Raw genomic sequence first — 17,602 nt, 5'->3', positions numbered from 1 at the left:
CAGCGGTCATGACCCGATCGGTCGTCGATCACCCTGCTGTTGTTCCCGATGCGGCCCGGCCGGTCAAGATTTCGGCCAGGAACCTGCACAAGGAGTTCAAGAATGTCGGCAAGGGCGCCGGCAACGGCGTCACCGAAGTCCTCGACGACTTCGACCTCGAGATACGGGAAGGCGAATTCCTTTCCCTGCTGGGCCCGAGTGGGTGCGGAAAATCGACGTTTCTCAACATCCTCGCCGGACTGGAGACCTTCGAGGGCGGCGAGTTGCTCCTCGACGGCGCTCCCGTCCGCGGCGTGAGCAAGAACATCGGTGTCGTCTTCCAGAATTACGCACTGTTTCCGTGGTTGTCCGTGCGGAAGAACGTCGAAGCAGGTCTGAAGATCCGCGGCGTCCCGGCCGCGCGCAAGCGCGAAATCTCGGAACGGATCCTCACGACCGTCGGGTTGGAGAGCTTTGCCGACCACCTCCCGCATCGGCTCTCCGGTGGCATGCGCCAGCGAGTGGCCATCGCGCGTTCTCTCGCATACGACCCGGACGTTCTGGTTCTGGACGAGCCGTTCGCTGCGCTGGACGCGCAGACCCGCGAGTTCCTGCAAGGAGAACTGTTGCGGATCTGGGAGTCCGGGGCTCGGAAGAAGACCATCCTGTTCGTGACGCACTCGATCGACGAGGCGATCTTCCTGTCCGATCGGATCGCGGTGATGTCCAAGCGTCCCGGCAAGGTGAACGCACTGATCGAGGTCGACCTGCCGCGACCTCGCAACGACGACTCCCGCGCCGCGCCGGAGTTCGGCCGGATCCGTGCCCAGGTCGCGCAGATCCTCAAGGAGGAGGCCCACATTGGTGACCGTTGAGACGCGTCCACGAACCGACGAACGCACCGAGGCGCAGCCGGAGAAGCCGTCCCGTTCGTGGAGCGAGTGGGCCGCCGATTACGACAAGTACGTGTACGGGACGGTCGGAGTCGCACTGTTCCTGTTCGTGTGGTGGTTCGCCAACACGACCGGACTGCTGGATCCGAAGTTCCTCACGCCGCCCCAGAACATCGTCACCGCATTGGTCGACGGGTTCTCCGCGGACGGCAAGCTCGGCCGGCAGGTGCTGCCGAGTCTGCGCCGCGGACTCGCCGGGTTCCTCATCGCGACGGTCCTCGGCATCTTCCTCGGGATTCTCGTGGGTTCGGTCCGGACACTCGACAAGTTGTTCGAGCCGATCCTGAACTTCTTCCGGAATCTCTCGATCCTCGCGCTGTTTCCGGTGTTCTTGCTCTTCTTCGGGATCGGTGAGGAATCCAAGATCGCGATCGTCGCTTGGGCGGCGTTCTGGCCGATCTTCATCAACACCACGAATGCGGTCAAGGGCGTCGAGAAGATTCTCGTCAGCGCCGCGCGGACCCTCGGCGCGGGACGGGTCTACATCTTCACCCGGATCGTGCTTCCCGCTGCGTTCCCCAACATTTTCCCGGGTCTGAGACTGGGCGCATCGCACGCCTTCACCGCGCTGGTGGCCGCCGAATATCTCGGTGCCACCGAAGGTCTGGGCATCTACATCAGATCCGCGCAGGAGGGCTACCAGATCCCTGCGATGTATTCGGGGATCGTGGTGCTGGGCATCATCGGCGTCACCTTGAACCTCGTGCTGGCCGGAATCGAGAAGCGCGTGACCGGATGGCAACTCGGAATCACGAGCCGCTGACCGTGGCCGCTCGTCGGCCGATGACGAATCGACAGACCAGAAGTACGCAAGAACCAGAAGTACGCAGCAGAAGGATGACAGCTCGATGACCGACCTCTCCGACAACCCCGACGACGCAGCGCAGCGATCGCTCCACCTGCTCGGCTACGGTAACGGCGACGCGAACTGGATCGCGCCGCTGGACGATACGGATCACGACGTCGTCGTCGTGGGCGGCGGTCAGAGCGGAGTGGCGATCGCCTACGCGCTGCGCCGCGCCGGCGTGGCCAGGACCTCCGTCGTCGACGCCGGCCGGGACGAGTCCGACCTCGCGTGGCAGTCGCGTGCACGGAATCTCACATTGCGCACTCCCAAGACGGTGTCGGGCCCCGAACTGGGCAACCCGGCCCTGACGTTCCAGGTCTGGTTCGACGCGACCCACGGGGAAGGCGCGTTCGACGGAATCGACCGCATCGCCACGTCGGACTGGGCGGACTACCTCGAATGGTTCCGCCGGCAGGTCGGCATCGAGGTACGGCGCGGCGTCCGGCTGACGGACATCGAGCCTGTCGACGACGGACGGCTGCGTCTGCACCTGGAGAACGACGAGCGCACCTGGACCGAGGACACCCGAAAACTGGTTCTGGCCACCGGGGTCTCGGGAACCGGGGGCCCGTACATTCCCGCCGCAGTGGCGGCCCTGTCGGACCGCGTGTTCGCACATACCGCGGACGAAATCGATTTCGACGCACTGCGCGACAGGTCCGTTGCGGTCCTGGGCGCCGCGGCGTCCGCATACGATGCAGCGGCGACCGCACTCGAGGCCGGAGCGGGCGATGTGCACGTGTACACGCGCCGACCGGAGCTGGTTGTCGCCCCGCTCGGCGGAACACGACCGAACCCGCTGGCGCAGGACGTATTCCACCTGCTCGGCGACGAGGAACGGTGGCGTCAGCGGTGGCGGACCGCCGCGCAGGGGGCCAATGTTCCTCCGGAGTCCGTCGAGCGGGCAGCGGTGTTCGAGAACTACTACCTCCACCTCGACGCAGAGTGGTTGTCGGCGTCCGAGGAGGACGGCCGCGTGATCGTCCACGCCGCGGACGGAACTCGCACCTTCGACTTCGTCATCGCCGGCACCGGCTATCAGCAGGATCCGGCCACCCGGCCGGAGCTGTCGACGATCGCGCCCTATGTCGCGCGATGGGCGGATGCCTATCCGGCACCCGAAGGACTGGAATCGGAGTTGCTCGCGTCGGCGCCGTACCTCGGCAGCGGATACGAGCTGACCGAACGCGAACCGGGTGCGGCGCCGTGGCTGCGCGACATCCACGTCTTCAGCATCGGTGCGGCTGTCAGCTTCGGCCGGCCGGTCGGCGACATCCCGAGCCTGCGCGTCGGCGTGCCGCGGCTGGTGGAGGCGATCACGCGCGATCTGGTGCTCGCCGATCTGCGACGAGCACGCTCGGCTGCCGTCGGGGGACCGGTCGACGATGTTCGGTAGACGCACGAGGCAGTTTGTCGGTCGCCTCACCGTTGTCGCGCTGCTCGGGGGTCTCGGCCTGTCCGGTGCCGCGGGCACGGCTGCGGCGCACGTCCGGGTCGACGACGGCGACCGGCCCACGCAGGGCGGATACGGCCTGGTGCGGCTCATCGTCCCGACCGAGTCGGACACGGCCTCGACGGTGCGGCTGACGATCACCGTTCCCGACGGCGTCGACCTCGTGTCGGCGCGGACACTGCCGATTCCGGGGTGGACCGCGACGATCCTGCGGGAGCCGACCGCGGACGGCGAACGGGTGACGCGCATCGATTGGGAGACGAGCGATCCGGCGTACGGGCTGAAGGGTTCGGAGTTCGGTGTCTTCACCCTCTCCGCGGGACCGTGGCCGGACGACGTCGAATCGGTGGCGCTGCACAGCGAACAGGGATACAGCGACGGGTCCGTGGTCCGGTGGGACGAGGTCGCTCTGGACGCGAGCAGCGAACCCGAGCATCCGGCGCCCGTCGTCACGCTGGCCGCTGCAGGAGCGGGGCACGGGCACGACGGACACGGAGACCGTGTCGATGCTTCGACGGACCCGGCGAGCACCGCGTCGGCGGCAACCGAGCCACAGCTGTGGTTGTGGCGTTCGATCGCCGGTGCCGCGCTGGTGATCGCGGCGGGATCGTCGATCGGAGTGCTTGTGCTGGTGCGCCGGAGTCATGTCCCGAAGCCGTGACCGATCGATGCATCGCGCTGCATGCCTCGGCTTCCTCGTATGGCTCGTGGTGTCGGCATCGACCGTATGGGCAGCGCCGGCCTCCGCGCACGCGAGTGTCGTGTCCAGCTCACCGGGCGACGGATCCCGTGTGGAGGTTTCGCCGGCCTCGCTGTCCTTCGAGCTGAACGAGGTGGTCGGCGTCGTCGAGGATTCGCCGCAGCTGATCGACCACGACGGTGTGCGGCACCCCTTCTCGGCGGTGCGACTGGAGAACAGCGGGCGTCGGCTCGTGCTGGTACCCGCGGACGGGCTCACCGACGGTGCCTACCTTGCGACGGCGCGTGTGCTGTCCGCCGACACGCATGTGGTGTCGCTGTCGATCCGGTTCACGGTGGGATCGGTCACTGGGCTGGGGAACGTGCCCGACGATCCCGGGGCGGATGCGGGCACGGCACAGTTTCTCGGTATTCCGAGCAAGTGGGCGACGTATCTCGGGGTCGCGCTGTCGGCGGGCCTGTTCGTCGTCGCCCGCTGGGTGTGGCCGAACGTGCTCGGTGGCCGCCGGTTCCGATTCGTCTATCGGGTCGGTGCGACGCTTCTGGTTGCCGGCCTGGTGGGCAGGGTCGTTCTGCTGGCCGCGCAACAGTCGGGCGGACTGTCCGGCATCTCCGGATCGGCCGTCGCCGCAGTCGCAAGCAGCCGGCTGGGTATCGCGATCGCGGCCGCGGTGATGCTGAGTCTCGCGTGCGGGATTCGTCCGCCCGGCCGGGGCCGTGGGTCGGATGCGACCGGATACCTGCAGGCCGCGTCCGCGATCGTCGCGGTCACGCTCGGCGGTCACGGCGGTTCGACCGAGCGCTGGCCGGTGTCGTTCCTCGGAACAGGTGTGCACGTATACGCCGGGGCGATCTGGCTCGGAGGTGTCCTCCTGCTCGTGCTGGTGCAGGAGCAGGTGCCTCCGCTGCGGCGGTGGCACGGGTTCGCGGCCGGGCACGTGGCCCTGGTGGCGATCACCGGGATCCTGTTGGCGTTCATCCAGGTCGACCCGGTCGGAGCGCTGATCTCCACCGTCTACGGATCCACCCTGACCGTCAAGGTGTCGGTCGCTGTGCTCACGCTGATCGCCGGCTCTCTCGCGTACCGCAGGTTCAGCGTCGGTTCGGCCGGGGGAACCGAACCGCTGCCGGTCCGGCGGCGCCCGCGGATCCTCGTCGCCGAGGCAGCGCTCGCGATCGTGATTCTCGCCGCGACGTCCGTGCTGACATCTGTCGTGCCGGCCAAGGACAGTTACACCACGAACGTGCGCACTGCGCTGGACTTCGGCGCATCCGAGGTCCTCGACGTCGAGATCGACTCGGTCCGTCGTGGCGCACGGTCACTGACGGTTCGTTACCGACCCGAGGGCGCGACCGGCGGAGCGCCGATGCCGGATGTCGGCGTCGAACTCTCCTCGGCCGAGGCGAACATCGCACGCCTGCCGGTCGAGCTCCGCACGACGATGTCCGCTGACGGTGAACTCGTCTGGGACAGTGACGGTCTCATCGTTCCGGTCGCGGGGCAGTGGAAGGTCACCGTTCGGTTCGAGGGTGGTCGCGGGCCCAAGTTGGCGTCGTTCTACTACGAGGCGTTGTAGGAGGCGCACATGGGAAAATCGGATACCGGTCGCATTCGCGGAACGATTCTCGCGAGCATCACCGCGTTGCTGGTGCTGTCCGGGTGTTCGGACGAAGTGACCGTGACCTACGGCGACGGTACCGCGAGCGGGGACGCACTGACGATCCTGGTGGGCGACGAGGGTTACCGCGACGTCCTGGAGCACGTGTCCGCGCACGGGTTGGCGGACGGCGTCGAGATCGAACTCGTCGACGCCACCGACGACGCGAATCGGCAACTCGCCGAAGGACATGCGGACCTCGTGTATTTCCAGACGCAACCCGCGTTCCTGCAGGACCGGGCGACGAACTCGTTGGACACGTTGAGTGTCGTCTCCGAGGTCAATGTCGCGCCCTACGCGCTGTACTCGGCGAAATGGTCGGGTATCGAAGAGACCGACGACTGGGTGAACGCCGGACTCGTCGAGGACAGGGTCACCGGAACGAATCTGCCGCACGGGGCAACGGTCGCATTGGCCGATACCGTCACCGGATTCGCCCGCGGTCTCTACCTCCTGCAGGAGTCGAATCTGATCACACTGGATCGGGAGTTCGGCGGTCTCGCCGCGCGGGATCTCGCTGTCTCGGAGGCGAACATCCTCGAATCGCAACGTCATCTGTCGATCAGGCGGCTGGACCTGGCGAACTTCGCCGCGGATGCCTACCGCAACTACGACGCCGTTGTACTCGATCCCCGAACCGCGGCCTCGATCGGTCTGATTCCGGAACGGGACGCGCTGAAAGTGGAACCGGGACCGAACAATCCATACGCCCGCGTACTCGTCGCGCCGTCCCGGCTCGCCGGCGACCCGAGAGTATCGGCACTCGGCCGTGCGCTGGAAGGTGAGGAGGTGGCCGACTACCTCGAGCAGAAGTACCGAGGAGCGTACGTCTCCGTACACGTTCCCCGGGACAAGTAGCCGAATCGATTTGCATACAAGAACATCCACCCGAACAACCTCAAGGAGAAACCGAAATGACGAGCACCCTCGATCCTGTGGAAACCCGCCCGGCACCGACCTTCGAACACCCCGTGACGGCCGGATCGCGCGAACTCGACGAACTTCTCGCCTACATCGACGCCGAGGTCGTCGACCGCGACGACGCCCACCGGCACCCGTTCGAGGAATTCGAGGTGATCCGGCAGTCACGGCTCGGCGCACTCCGGCTCCCGGCAGACCAGGGCGGCGGCGGGGCCACGCTCGTCGAACTCTTCCGGACGGTCATCGCTTTCGGCGAGGTGGATCCGAACGTGGCGCACAGCCTCCGCAACCACCTGAACTTCGTCGAGAGCACGCTGCGCCGGGCAGACGGGCCGGACGGGCGCTGGCTCGAAGAGGTCCGGGCCGGAAAGCTGTTCGGCCTGGCGTCGACGGAGCTGAGCCGCAAGCACGCCGGCCGGCGCAACCAGGATTTCGAAACCGCGGTGACCGAGACACCGGACGGGCTTCGGTTGAACGGCACCAAGTTCTACAGCACGGGTAACCTCTACGCGAACTATCTCGTCGTCGCAGCGCAGGGACCCGAGGATGAACCGATCCGTGTGGTGGTTCCCGCCGACCGCGAGGGCGTCGTCCTGGAACGGGACTGGGACGGCATCGGACAGCAGTTCACCGGCAGCGGCACCACCCGGTTCGAGAACGTCGCCGTGGACCGGGAAGACTTCCTCGGCACCGGGACGTACTACGGAGATCTGCCGTACTCGGCCACGTTCCCGCAGCTGTACCTCACCGCTGTGATCGCCGGGATCCTGCGGCGGGTCACCCGCGACGCCGCCGACCTCGTCCGGACCAAGCAGCGCACGTTCTATCACGCCGCTGCGGACAGCCCCGTCGAGGATCCGATCCTGCAGCAGACCGTCGGTGTGCTCGCCAGCCAGGCGTTCGCCGCCGAGGCGCTGGTCGTCGCGGCCGCCGAAGCCCTGTCCGAGGCATACGCCGCACACGGCACCGACGAGGAACAGGAACTTTCGCTGCGAGCCGCGGTCCGTGCAGCGAAGGCCAAGGTCGTGGTGGACGAGATCGCCCTGCGGGCTGCCGGTGACCTGTTCGATGTCGGCGGTGGCACCGCAGCCCGGCGAAGCTCGCACCTCGACCGGCACTGGCGCAACATCCGTACCCTGGCAGCACACAACCCGCGCACCTACAAGGCAAAGGCCATCGGGGCCCACGAACTGACGGGTGAGCCGTTGCCGACGGGCGCGTTCTTCTGACCGGTCGCCGGGACGCACGGCAGCCGTGCGTCCCGGCCGGAACGCCCGTGTCGAATTCCGCACTCGTGCGGTAGCCTGTCGACGCCCGAACATGCACGAGTGCAGGAGTAGTGCCGTGACGCCCATCGGTGACCCGCAGCCCCGCGTGCTGCGTCCCGTGTGGCACAGCTGGCGTCTGTACGTGGATCTGTGCCGGGTATCTGCGCTTCGCTGTCGTCGCTGACCCGCACCGGTCCACGTTCCCTCACTTCGAAGGTCTCGTCATGTCCTTGTCGTTCCACTGGTTCCTGCCCACTTCCGGCGACAGCCGCTCGATCGTCGGTGGCGGTCACGGCGCCGACCTGCGCGTTTCGGCCGCCGACCGGCCGGCCACCCTCGACTATCTCGGCCAGGTCGCGAGGTCGGCCGAGCAACTCGGATTCGAGGCTGCGCTGACCCCGACCGGCCTGCAGTGCGTCGATGCGTGGATCACCACGTCGATGCTGGTCCCGCTGACGCAGCGACTGAAGTTCCTCGTCGCTTTCCGTCCCGACGCACTCTCGCCCACACTGGCCGCGCAGATGGCCACTGCCTACCAGGATCATTCGAACGGACGTCTGCTGATCAACATCGTCACCGGTGGCGAGAGCAGCGAACAGCGCGCGTACGGGGATTTCCTGAGCAAGGACGAGCGCTACCGGCGCACCGACGAATTCCTCACCGTCCTGCGCGGACTGTGGCGCGGCGACCTGGTGTCGCTCGACGGTGAGCACATCCACGTCGAAGGTGCGCGCCTGGACCGGACGCCCGATCCGGCGCCCACGGTGTACTTCGGCGGGTCGTCGCCCGCGGCGCTCCCGGTGGCGGGCCGGCACGCGGACGTGTACCTCACGTGGGGCGAGCCGCCGGCCGCGGTCGCGCGGAAGATCGAGAGGGTGAAGTCCGAGGCTGCCGTGTTCGGCCGGTCCCTGCGATTCGGAGTCCGGCTGCACGTGATCAGCCGTGACACGTCCGAAGAGGCGTGGGCGCAGGCACAGCGGCTCCTGGACGACATGGATCCGGACGAGATCGCGCTCGCCCAAGCCGGTTTGGCGGCGAGCGAGTCCGAGGGCCAGCGCTTGATGCGGGAACTGCACGGCAGCGCGACCCGCCACGACGGGAACGCCCGCTCCCTCGAGATCCACCCGGGTCTGTGGAGTGGGGTCGGACTCGTGCGCGGCGGCGCGGGAACCTCGCTCGTCGGTAGTCACGAGGAGGTCGCCGCGCTGATCGAGGAGTATCACGCCGCCGGCATCGACGAATTCGTGCTCTCGGGTGTCCCGCACCTCGAGGAGGCGTACTGGTTCGGTGAGGGTGTCCTGCCGTTGCTGGCGCGCCGTGGACTGTGGAAGCATCCTGCTGCGGCGCAGGGACTTTCACTGGTGCACTGACGGTCAGGCGTGGGCGCGGTAGATCTCGCTCGCGATCCGCTCCTTGTAGGCGGCGAACTCGGGGGTCGTGCGCACCGACGGTGATCGCGGTGCGTCGTCCTCGTCGCCGGGCAACGAGATCCTGACGTCCTCGACGATGCGGCCGGGTCGCGCGCTCATCACGAGTACCCGGGTGCCGAGGAAGACGGCCTCGTCGACACTGTGGGTGACGAACAGGACCGTGCGGTGCTCGGCGTTCCGGATCGCGAGCAGTTCGGTCTGGAGCTTCTCGCGGGTCAGGGCATCGAGCGCACCGAAGGGCTCGTCCATCAGGATGATTCGCGGTTCGTTCACCAGCACCCGCGCGATCTGCGCGCGCTGCTGCATGCCGCCGGACAGTTCGTACGTGCGCCGATCCCCGAACTCGGACAGGCCCACGGTCGCGAGGATCCGGTCGGCTCGCGCGCGGCGCTCGGCCCGGGGGACACCGCGCAGCTTCGGTCCGAGTTCGACGTTGGCGCGCACCGACTTCCACGGGAACAGGTTGGGTTTCTGGAAGACCACCCCGCGTTCGGAACCGGGGCCCGTCACCGGGACACCGCCGATGTCGACGGTGCCGGTGGTGGGGGATTCGAATCCCGCGAGCATCTGCAGCAGGGTGGTCTTGCCGCATCCGGACGGGCCGACCAGGCACACGAACTCGCCCGCCTCGACGGTCAGATCGACGGTGCTCACCGCGGGCACCGCCGACGGACCGGTGCCGTACGACTTCGAGACCCCGGTGAAGGTGACCCGGTCGGTTCCCGTCCGGACGCCGGTCACGGCTGTGCGACCTTGCGTGCCGCGTCGACGTAGATGCCGTTCCGGTACACCTCCGGGTCGCTCACCGCGGTGATCTGACCCTGTTCGAGCAGGAACTGTGCGGTGGAGAGCAGATTGTCGGCGAAGGCGGTCCCGAGATACTCGTCCGACGCCTGATCCGACGCCCGCAGATAGGTCAGCCCGTCGAGCTGCGGACGCACCTCCTCCGGCGAGATGCCCAGCTGGACCGCGAGCGCGACCGATGCCTCGTCGGGGTTGGTGAGGAGCTGTTCGACGGCCCAGTCCTGGGCCCGCGTCCACACCGCGACGAACTCCGGGTTGGCGTCGACGAATGCGCGGGTCGCGCCGGCGAGGTCGAAGGTCGGCACGCCGGCGGCGGCGGTGTCGGCGCTGGTGAGCAGCACGTGGCCGTCGGTGAGTTCGGACAGGGTCGGCTCCCAGATCCAGGTGCCGTCGATCTCGCCGCTCTGCCACGCCGCGACCGTCGCGCCGGGTGCCAGGTTGACGAGGGTGACCTGGTCGGTGATGCCGGCGCGGTCCAGTGCGGCGAGCAGGCTGTAGTGCGCGGTCGAGGCGAACGGCGTCGCGATCGTCTTGCCCGCGAGCTGTTCGACCGACGTGATCGCCGGATCGCGCACCACGAGGGACTCGGCTGCGCCGATGACGTCGTGGATCCAGACGACCTGTACGTCGATGTTCAGCGGCGCCGACAGCGCCTTCGTCGCGGGGCTGGAACCGAGCAGGCCGAGGTCGGCGCTGCCGGAACCGAAGGCCTGCACCACGTCGCCACCCGACGCGAACCGGCTCCACGTGATCTCGGCGTTGGGCAGGCACGCCTCGAGGATGCCCGAATCCTTCACGAGGAGATCACCGTTCGGGATGTCCTGGTAGGCGATCCGGGCGGTGGTGGTGATCGATTCGTCGACCTCGAACGGGCAGGCGCTCGCTGCGGCGGAACCGTCGGGGGAACTGCTGCGGTCGGAGGACACGCAGCCGGCGACGAGCGTGGCCGTTGCCAGCGCCGTGACGGCAACGAGTGTGCGCTTCATGATTTTCCCTTCCAGGGCACGGCGAGGACGCCGATCCATTTGATGACTGCGTCCAACACGAGGGCGGTGACCCCGATGACGACGATGCACGCGATCGTCAGCGGTGTATCGAGTTGTGTGCCGGACAGATACGCCAATCCGCCGATGCCGGGGATGCCGTTGTTGAGTTCGGCTGCGACGACCGTCGTCCACGCGAAACCCACGGCGATGCGGATGCCGGTGAGCACTTCGGGTGCGGTGGAGGGCAGGACGACTTCGGTGAGCACCTGGCGCCGGTTGGCGCCGAGTGAGCGCACGGCGTCGATGAGGTCGCGCGGCACCGAATGCACGCCGTTGATCGTGGCGATGGTGATCGCGGGGAACGCGGCGAGGAACAGCAGCCAGATCTTCGAGGTGTCGCCGATGCCGAACCACACGATGAGCAGGCCGATGTAGCCGAGCGGAGGGAGAGCACGCAGGAAGTTCAGATACGGCTCGACCAGGGTGTTGAGCGGCCCCCACATGCCCATCGCGAAACCGAGGAGGGGGCCGACGACGATTGCGGCACCGACACCCGCGGCGATCCGCTGGCAACTGGCCAGCAGGTGTTCCCACAGGAAATAGCCCTGGGCACCCTGCACGAGTCGATCGACACCCGGTGCGACCGGATGCCAGGTGTTGGCCAGCACGAACGCGTCCCACACCGCGCCCGGTGACGGCAGGAACAGCGGTTCGATCAGGCCCGCGGCGGTCACCGCCCACCAGATCAGCAGGAACGCGCCAAGGGCGACGAGACGGCCGGCGGCGCGGCGGAGGAAGGCGTTGTCCGATCGTGGGCTTGTCGGCGCGGCGGTGACCGCGATGGTCGGGTCGTCGAGGGTGTCGACGGGGGCGTTCACGGTTCCGGCACCTCCTGGCCGGAATTACCGGGCCCAAAACAGCTTTCGATTCTCAGAGTGGTGATCATGGGCCGAGGTGACGCCCGCGTACAGGGTTCGGATCGTCGTGATCGAAACCCTTGCCTCGTGCGTGGTTTCGGTAGCGGCAACTACCGAAACCACGCACAGGGCGCGGGGGGCTAGGAGACGGGGACGGGGGACGAGCGTCGGGCGGCCGGGCGGGGCAGGCCGTAGTGGTCGCGCAGCGTCGTGCTCTCGTACTCGGTGCGGAACACACCGCGGCTCTGCAGGATCGGCACGACGTGGTCGACGAACGCGTCGAAGCTGCCGGGCAGATAGGGCGGCATGATGTTGAAACCGTCGGCGGCACCGGCCTCGAACCAGGTGACGATCCGATCCGCGACCTGCTCCGGGGTGCCCACGATCGTGCCGTGCCCGCGCGCGCCGGCGAGGCGATGCAGCAACCCGCGCAGGGTGAGGCCGGGTTCGCGTTCGACCATGTCGAAGATGACCCGAGAGCGGCTCTGCGCGCCCTGCACGTCCTCGGGGCGCGGTAGCGCGTGCAGCGGAACCGGACCGTCCAGGGGGAACCCGGACAGGTCGACGTCGTCGAATCGGGACGACAGGTGCGCCAACCCCACCTCGGGGATCGACAGGTCCGTCAGCTCCTGCTCGATGCGCCGCGCCTCCGCCTCGGTGGAACCGATGATGGGGGACAGGCCGGGAAGGATCTTGACTGTGCCGGGGTCGCGGCCGAACGCCGCCGCCTGGGCCTTCACGTCACGGTAGAAGTCCTGCGCGTCGCCGAGGTCGACCTGCGCGGTGAAGATCGCCTCGGCGAAGCGCGCGGCGAACGCGCGGCCCTCCACGGACGAGCCTGCCTGGACGAGTACCGGGTGCCCCTGTGGTGAGCGCGCCGCGTTGAGGGGCCCGCGAACCAGGAAGTGTGCTCCGGCGTGGTCGATCCGGTGCACCTTGTCCGTGTCGGCGTAAATGCCGCGCTCGCGATCGACGACGACGGCGTCGTCCTCCCAGCTGTCCCACAGGGCAGTGGCGACCTCGAGGTATTCGGTTGCGCGTTCGTAGCGGTCGGTGTGGCCGAGCCGGCCGTCGAACCCGAAGTTGTGCGCGGCCGCGGAGGACCACGAGGTGACGATGTTCCATCCCGCCCGTCCGCCGCTGATGTGGTCCAGCGACGCGAACTGGCGGGCCAGGTTGTAGGGCTCGGTGTATGTCGTGGACGCGGTTCCGATGAGACCGATGTGCTCGGTGACCAACGCCAACGCGGACAGCAAGGTCAGCGGCTCGAAACTGCTCTGCGCGACGCGATCGGCATGGCGTCCGACCGCCGGAACGTCCGCCAGGAAGATCGAGTCGAACCGTCCACGCTCGGCCGTCTGTGCGATCTCGCGGTAGTAGTGCACGTCGTCGACGCGTTCGGGGGTGGTACCCGGCAGTCGCCACGACGCTTCGTGGTGGCCGGTCGCGGGAACGAACACGTTGAGATGCAATCGAGAAGCCATAACGAACACCCTCCGAAATACTGTCGGCACAAATCACCGGCAGTTCAGCAGGGTTCGGACGCCGACCCAATACTTGTGCTCGACGTGATTCCAGGGAGGGGTAGTTCAGCATCGGGGAGTCGAGGATTGCGTCCTCGTCCCTGACCGAATGTTGGTGCCCATGCGTGGTTTTGGTAGCGGCAACTACCAAAACCACGCACGGGCACGGGGGACGGGTCAGGTGGTGAGGATGGTGGCCGCGGCGGTGCCGGGGGCTCCGTAGAGCTGTGCGAAGCCGACGCGGGGAGTACCTGAGATCTGCCGGTCACCCGCCTCGCCACGCAGTTGCCGTACCAACTCGTGGACCTGCCGAAGCCCGGACGCGCCGATCGGTTCGCCGTTGGCGATGAGGCCACCGTCGGTGTTGACGGGAAGCCGGCCACCGATCTCCGTGTGGCCCTCGGCGATCAGTTTCTCCTGGTCGCCGTCGGCGCAGAACCCGGCCTCGGCCAGGTGGATGACCTCGGCGCCGGCGTCGGTGTCCTGCAGTTGCACGACGTCGACCTCCTCGGGTGCGATCCCGGCCGCCTCGAACGCGGCACGCGACGCGTAGACGGTCGGGGAGGCGTCCTCGTCGACGGGCGCGAACGTCGTGTTCACCTCGTAGGCCCCGTATCGCCGCGTGCGGATCTCGACCGCCCGTACGTAGACGGGGGTGCGGGTGAAGCGGTGCGCCATATCCGCCCGGCACATGACGACGGCGGCGGCGCCTTCGTCGGGCGCGCAGAACATGTAGTGCGTCAGCGGGTAGTTCAGCGTCGGGGAGTCGAGGATCGTGTCCTCGTCGATGGGCTTGCGGCGGAACGCATTCGGATTCAAGGCCCCGTTGCGGTAGTTCTTCGCCGCGACCTTCGCGAGGGTGCGCTGCGAGATCCCGTGGTCGTGCAGGTATTTGTTGGCCTTCATCCCGAAGAACTGGGTGGTGAGGTACTGGCCGTTCTCCCCGTACCACCTCGGCATCCCGACCAGAGTGGGGTCGACGGTGAACGCCCCGCGCGGATGCTTGTCCATCCCGATCGCGATACCGATGTCGAAGCGACCCACCCGGATCGAATCCACACACACCTGGGTCGCGCTCGCCGCGGTCGCGCACGCGTTGAAAACGTTCGTGAACGGCAACCCGGTCAGACCCAGAGTCCCGACGATCGCGTCGGGATTCGCGATCTCCCAGCTGCCCCCGACGGCGAACTGCATGTCCTTCCACTGCAGCCCCGCATCGTCGAGCGCTGCCTGCACGGCATCGGCACCCATGTCCATCGCGGACTTGCCGTCGAACCGGCCGAACGGGTGCAGCCCCACCCCGATGATGGCGACATCGTCCATCCCGACTCTCCTCGTCGCTCAGACCGCGCGGAACGCGAACGTGACGGTTTCGGTTCCGTCGTCGTCGACGGCGATGGGCACCATGGTCAGTTCGACCTCCATGCCGAAATGCAGCTTGTTCGGGTCGTTCTCGGTGAGCCGCCCCTCGACGCGGACGACGTCGTCGAGCTGGACCAGCCCGACGCCGAACGGGGTGAACGTCGCGGCCGTTTCGCGCCCGGCGTAGGGAGGGCCGGGGAGAAAACCCTGCGTCGTCCACGAGACGAGGGTTCCGCGCCGCGGCAACGTGGTCTCGGCGACGTTGCGTGAACTGCACCGCGGGCACCGCCTGTGCACCGGAAATGCGACGGCCGCGCAGTCCTCGCACCGACTGCCGATGAGCTGCGGGTCGGGCTCGGGCCAGGTGGAGATCTCGGGTGCCAGGGCTCGGGGCATCGGGTTTCTCTTTCGTCTCGGCGGCACATCGAACCGAACGTCGACGAATATACGGTAAGGCATACAGTAAAACCATTACCGGTCGTGTGGGTGCTGCTCCTCGGCGATCCGCATGGGATCCACGGTTGCCTGCCGGACCTGGTTCGGGATTGACTTCACGGACGCCCGTACAGATGCAGGAGGGTCCATGGAGTTGCGCAGGTTGGCCGGTGCGATGGCAGTGGCCCTCGCGACGACACTGACAGCGTCCGTGTCGTTCGCCGACGCAGAGCCCCTCGTGCCCGCAGCCCCGGTCGCCGAGGCGTTCACCCTGCCGGAACTGATCGGGCCCTACCCGTCGGACGCTCCCGCGCGCGGCTCGTACATCGGCGTCCTCGACGGCTTCACCGAGATCCGGGACACGCGCCCCGACCTGCTGCAGCGCAATCTCGACCGCGGCGTGGAGATCAACAACGCCGCGACCCCGGTCGAACAGCAGCGCGCCCTGTTCGACGACAACCACGACCGCCTGCTCTCGCTGTCCGACGGCCTCGGCGCCGGCCTCGGCGGCATCTTCCGCGCGGCGCTCGCCCAGCATCGGCTGCCGAAAGTCGCGGCCCTGCTCGCCGGGGACCTCGCCCGCGCCGGTGGCATCGCGAACTCGACACTCGTCGAGAAGAACCACTGGAGCAATCCGCGGCCCTTCGAGGTGGTGCCCGAACGCATCGTCGCCTATCGGGGCGACGGCATCAGCGGAGGTGCCGACCCGTTCGCCGATGTGTACGGCACCGACTCGTACCCCTCCGGGCACGCGTCGCAGGCGTACTGGAAAGGCATCCTGCTCGCCGACATGCTGCCCGAACTGGCACCGCAGATCCTCACGCGCGCGTCCGAGATCGGCAACGGGCGCATCGTGCTCGGCGTGCACTACCCGCTCGACGTCATGGCTGGCCGCATCATGGGCCAGGCGGCCGCGGCGGACCGGCTCAACGATCCGGCGTTCGCGCGGCTCGTCGACGAAGCGGGTGCGGAACTGCGCGCCGTGCTCGAGACCGCCGCCGGGATGCCGCTGCGTGACTACATCGCCTCCGACAGCCCGTACCGGTCCGCGGAGACGGCCCGCGCCGAATTCCGCGAACGGCTCACCTACGGGTTCGAGCGGATCCATCCGGACGCCACGAACGGCATTCCCGCCGAGGCCGCGGTGCTGCTGCGTGCGGCCGCACCGGACCTGACCGACGAGCAGCGTCTGGATGTGCTGCGGCAGACGGCGATTCCCGCCGGATACCCGCTGGACCGGACCGGTCCCGACGGCGGCTGGCTGCGCCTCGACCTCGTCGAAGCTCACGAGGCGGTCGCCGGGAACTGATCCCATCGTTCCGATCACAGGGATTTCAACGCTTCAGCGGAATCGCGTCGCGGCTCTAGCGTCGTGGGCACAACGGGGGAGAGATTCACAGCCCGCCCACGGTGCCCGAGGAGGCGTGAAATGACCACGATCGAAAAGCGACTCACTGTCGAACCACTGTCCGGCTGGACCGGCGCCTTGATCCACGGCGCGGATCTGTCGCAGCCGTTGTCCGACGGTGAGATCGCAACGATCCGGGAGGCGCTGCTGCGCTGGAAGGTGGTGTTCTTCCGCGACCAGGATCTCGACCACGCTTCGCAGATCGCGTTCGGCAAGCAGTTCGGCGACGTCACCCCCGGTCATCCCTACGAAGGCACCACCGCGCCGGAGGGATTCCCCGAGATCCACACCGTCTCACCGAAGGCCTACGACCACCGGTACGGCGCCGACTGCACCAAGCGCCGCGGGGCGGCCGGCCCCGGCTGGCACGCCGAGGTCACCCCGCTGATCAACCCGCCGTCGCATTCGATCCTGCGCGCCGAGACGATCCCGCCGTTCGGCGGCGACACCCAGTTCAGCAACGTCGCGGCCGCCTATCAGGGCCTGAGCGAACCGGTCCGGGCGTTCATCGACGAGCTGCGCGCCGAGCACCGATTCGGCGCCGCGTTCGACGCCGAGCGCAGTTCGGAGAAGATCGGGGACCTGGTCCGCACCAACCCGCTCGCCACGATTCATCCCGTGGTGCGGGTGCATCCCGAGAGCGGGGAGCGCGTCGTCTACGTCAATCCGTCGTTCACGCGGGAGATCGTGAACCTCGCGCCGCGCGAGTCGCGGCACGTGCTGGACCTGCTGTTCGCCGAAGTCGCACGCCCGGAATACACGGTCCGGTTCAAGTGGGAACCCGGCAGCGTCGCGTTCTGGGACAACCGGGCCGCGCTGCACCTGGCGCCGCAGGACGCCCACCATCTCGACCACGACCGGGTTCTGCACCGCATCACCCTCGTCGGCGACGTGCCGGTCGGGCCGAACGGAGTGAAGTCCGAATCGATCTCGGGTGAATGGTTCGGGGCGGCCTGAGC

The 17,602-nt window shown here is 67.8% G+C and carries 16 protein-coding genes; 10 read left to right on the top strand and 6 right to left on the bottom strand.

Annotated elements, in window-relative coordinates; genetic code table 11:
• Positions 1-8 precede the first annotated feature (8 nt).
• The 8 genes from ACN675_RS07350 (at position 9) to ACN675_RS07315 (ending at position 9,148) form a co-directional block, all read left to right on the top strand.
• On the top strand, positions 9-854 hold the full coding sequence (locus tag ACN675_RS07350) for an ABC transporter ATP-binding protein (protein ID WP_197250771.1): 846 nt from the start codon (positions 9-11) through the stop codon (positions 852-854).
• Positions 844-1,695 carry an ABC transporter permease gene (locus ACN675_RS07345; RefSeq protein ID WP_197250772.1) on the top strand — a complete coding sequence of 284 codons (852 nt, stop codon included), beginning with the start codon at positions 844-846 and terminating at the stop codon, positions 1,693-1,695. The genes ACN675_RS07350 and ACN675_RS07345 overlap by 11 nt, the downstream gene beginning before the upstream one ends.
• An 85-nt stretch (positions 1,696-1,780) precedes the next feature.
• Complete coding sequence (locus ACN675_RS07340; protein WP_197250773.1) at positions 1,781-3,175, top strand: SidA/IucD/PvdA family monooxygenase; 1,395 nt, start codon at positions 1,781-1,783, stop codon at positions 3,173-3,175.
• The gene (locus tag ACN675_RS07335; RefSeq protein ID WP_420750228.1) at positions 3,165-3,893 is read left to right on the top strand and encodes a YcnI family protein; all 729 of its coding nucleotides are present in this window, start codon (positions 3,165-3,167) and stop codon (positions 3,891-3,893) included. Before ACN675_RS07340 ends, ACN675_RS07335 begins: the two co-directional genes overlap by 11 nt.
• A complete protein-coding gene (locus ACN675_RS07330; RefSeq protein WP_420750227.1) occupies positions 3,877-5,508 on the top strand; it encodes a copper resistance protein CopC in 1,632 nt (543 codons plus the stop codon). The genes ACN675_RS07335 and ACN675_RS07330 overlap by 17 nt, the downstream gene beginning before the upstream one ends.
• 9 nt (positions 5,509-5,517) lie before the next feature.
• Positions 5,518-6,447 carry a MetQ/NlpA family ABC transporter substrate-binding protein gene (locus tag ACN675_RS07325; protein ID WP_197250776.1) on the top strand — a complete coding sequence of 310 codons (930 nt, stop codon included), beginning with the start codon at positions 5,518-5,520 and terminating at the stop codon, positions 6,445-6,447.
• Positions 6,448-6,503: 56 nt separating this feature from the next.
• Positions 6,504-7,739: an acyl-CoA dehydrogenase family protein gene (locus ACN675_RS07320; RefSeq protein ID WP_420750226.1), complete on the top strand. Its 1,236-nt coding sequence runs from the start codon at positions 6,504-6,506 to the stop codon at positions 7,737-7,739.
• Positions 7,740-8,002: 263 nt separating this feature from the next.
• Positions 8,003-9,148: an LLM class flavin-dependent oxidoreductase gene (locus ACN675_RS07315; RefSeq protein WP_420750225.1), complete on the top strand. Its 1,146-nt coding sequence runs from the start codon at positions 8,003-8,005 to the stop codon at positions 9,146-9,148.
• 3 nt (positions 9,149-9,151) lie between these two features.
• Here the strand turns inward: ACN675_RS07315 and ACN675_RS07310 are convergent, their stop codons facing one another.
• The 6 genes from ACN675_RS07310 to ACN675_RS07285 form a co-directional block, all read right to left on the bottom strand.
• Positions 9,152-9,949, bottom strand: coding sequence for an ABC transporter ATP-binding protein (locus tag ACN675_RS07310; protein ID WP_420750224.1), 798 nt, complete (start codon positions 9,947-9,949; stop codon positions 9,152-9,154).
• Positions 9,946-10,998, bottom strand: a complete 1,053-nt coding sequence (locus ACN675_RS07305) for an ABC transporter substrate-binding protein (RefSeq protein WP_420750223.1) — start codon at positions 10,996-10,998, stop codon at positions 9,946-9,948. Before ACN675_RS07305 ends, ACN675_RS07310 begins: the two co-directional genes overlap by 4 nt.
• A complete protein-coding gene (locus tag ACN675_RS07300) occupies positions 10,995-11,876 on the bottom strand; it encodes an ABC transporter permease (protein WP_420750222.1) in 882 nt (293 codons plus the stop codon). Before ACN675_RS07300 ends, ACN675_RS07305 begins: the two co-directional genes overlap by 4 nt.
• Before the next feature lie 179 nt (positions 11,877-12,055).
• A complete protein-coding gene (locus ACN675_RS07295) occupies positions 12,056-13,399 on the bottom strand; it encodes an LLM class flavin-dependent oxidoreductase (protein ID WP_420750221.1) in 1,344 nt (447 codons plus the stop codon).
• Between the two features lie 216 nt (positions 13,400-13,615).
• Positions 13,616-14,761 (bottom strand): thiolase family protein, encoded by a 1,146-nt coding sequence (locus ACN675_RS07290; RefSeq protein ID WP_420750220.1) that lies wholly within the window; start codon positions 14,759-14,761, stop codon positions 13,616-13,618.
• An 18-nt stretch (positions 14,762-14,779) separates the two neighbouring features.
• Positions 14,780-15,196, bottom strand: a complete 417-nt coding sequence (locus ACN675_RS07285; protein WP_197252395.1) for a Zn-ribbon domain-containing OB-fold protein — start codon at positions 15,194-15,196, stop codon at positions 14,780-14,782.
• Between the two features lie 187 nt (positions 15,197-15,383).
• Between ACN675_RS07285 and ACN675_RS07280 the strand changes: the two genes are divergently transcribed.
• Complete coding sequence (locus ACN675_RS07280; protein WP_420750219.1) at positions 15,384-16,544, top strand: acid phosphatase; 1,161 nt, start codon at positions 15,384-15,386, stop codon at positions 16,542-16,544.
• Positions 16,545-16,664: 120 nt separating this feature from the next.
• Positions 16,665-17,600, top strand: coding sequence for a TauD/TfdA dioxygenase family protein (locus ACN675_RS07275; RefSeq protein WP_420750218.1), 936 nt, complete (start codon positions 16,665-16,667; stop codon positions 17,598-17,600).
• Positions 17,601-17,602 lie beyond the last annotated feature (2 nt).

The sequence above is a fragment of the Rhodococcus sp. O3 genome, from assembly GCF_048897285.1.
Lineage (GTDB): Bacteria > Actinomycetota > Actinomycetes > Mycobacteriales > Mycobacteriaceae > Rhodococcus.
The sequence above is the reverse complement of the archived record's forward strand: the minus strand, read 5'-3'. Positions and strand labels throughout refer to the sequence as shown.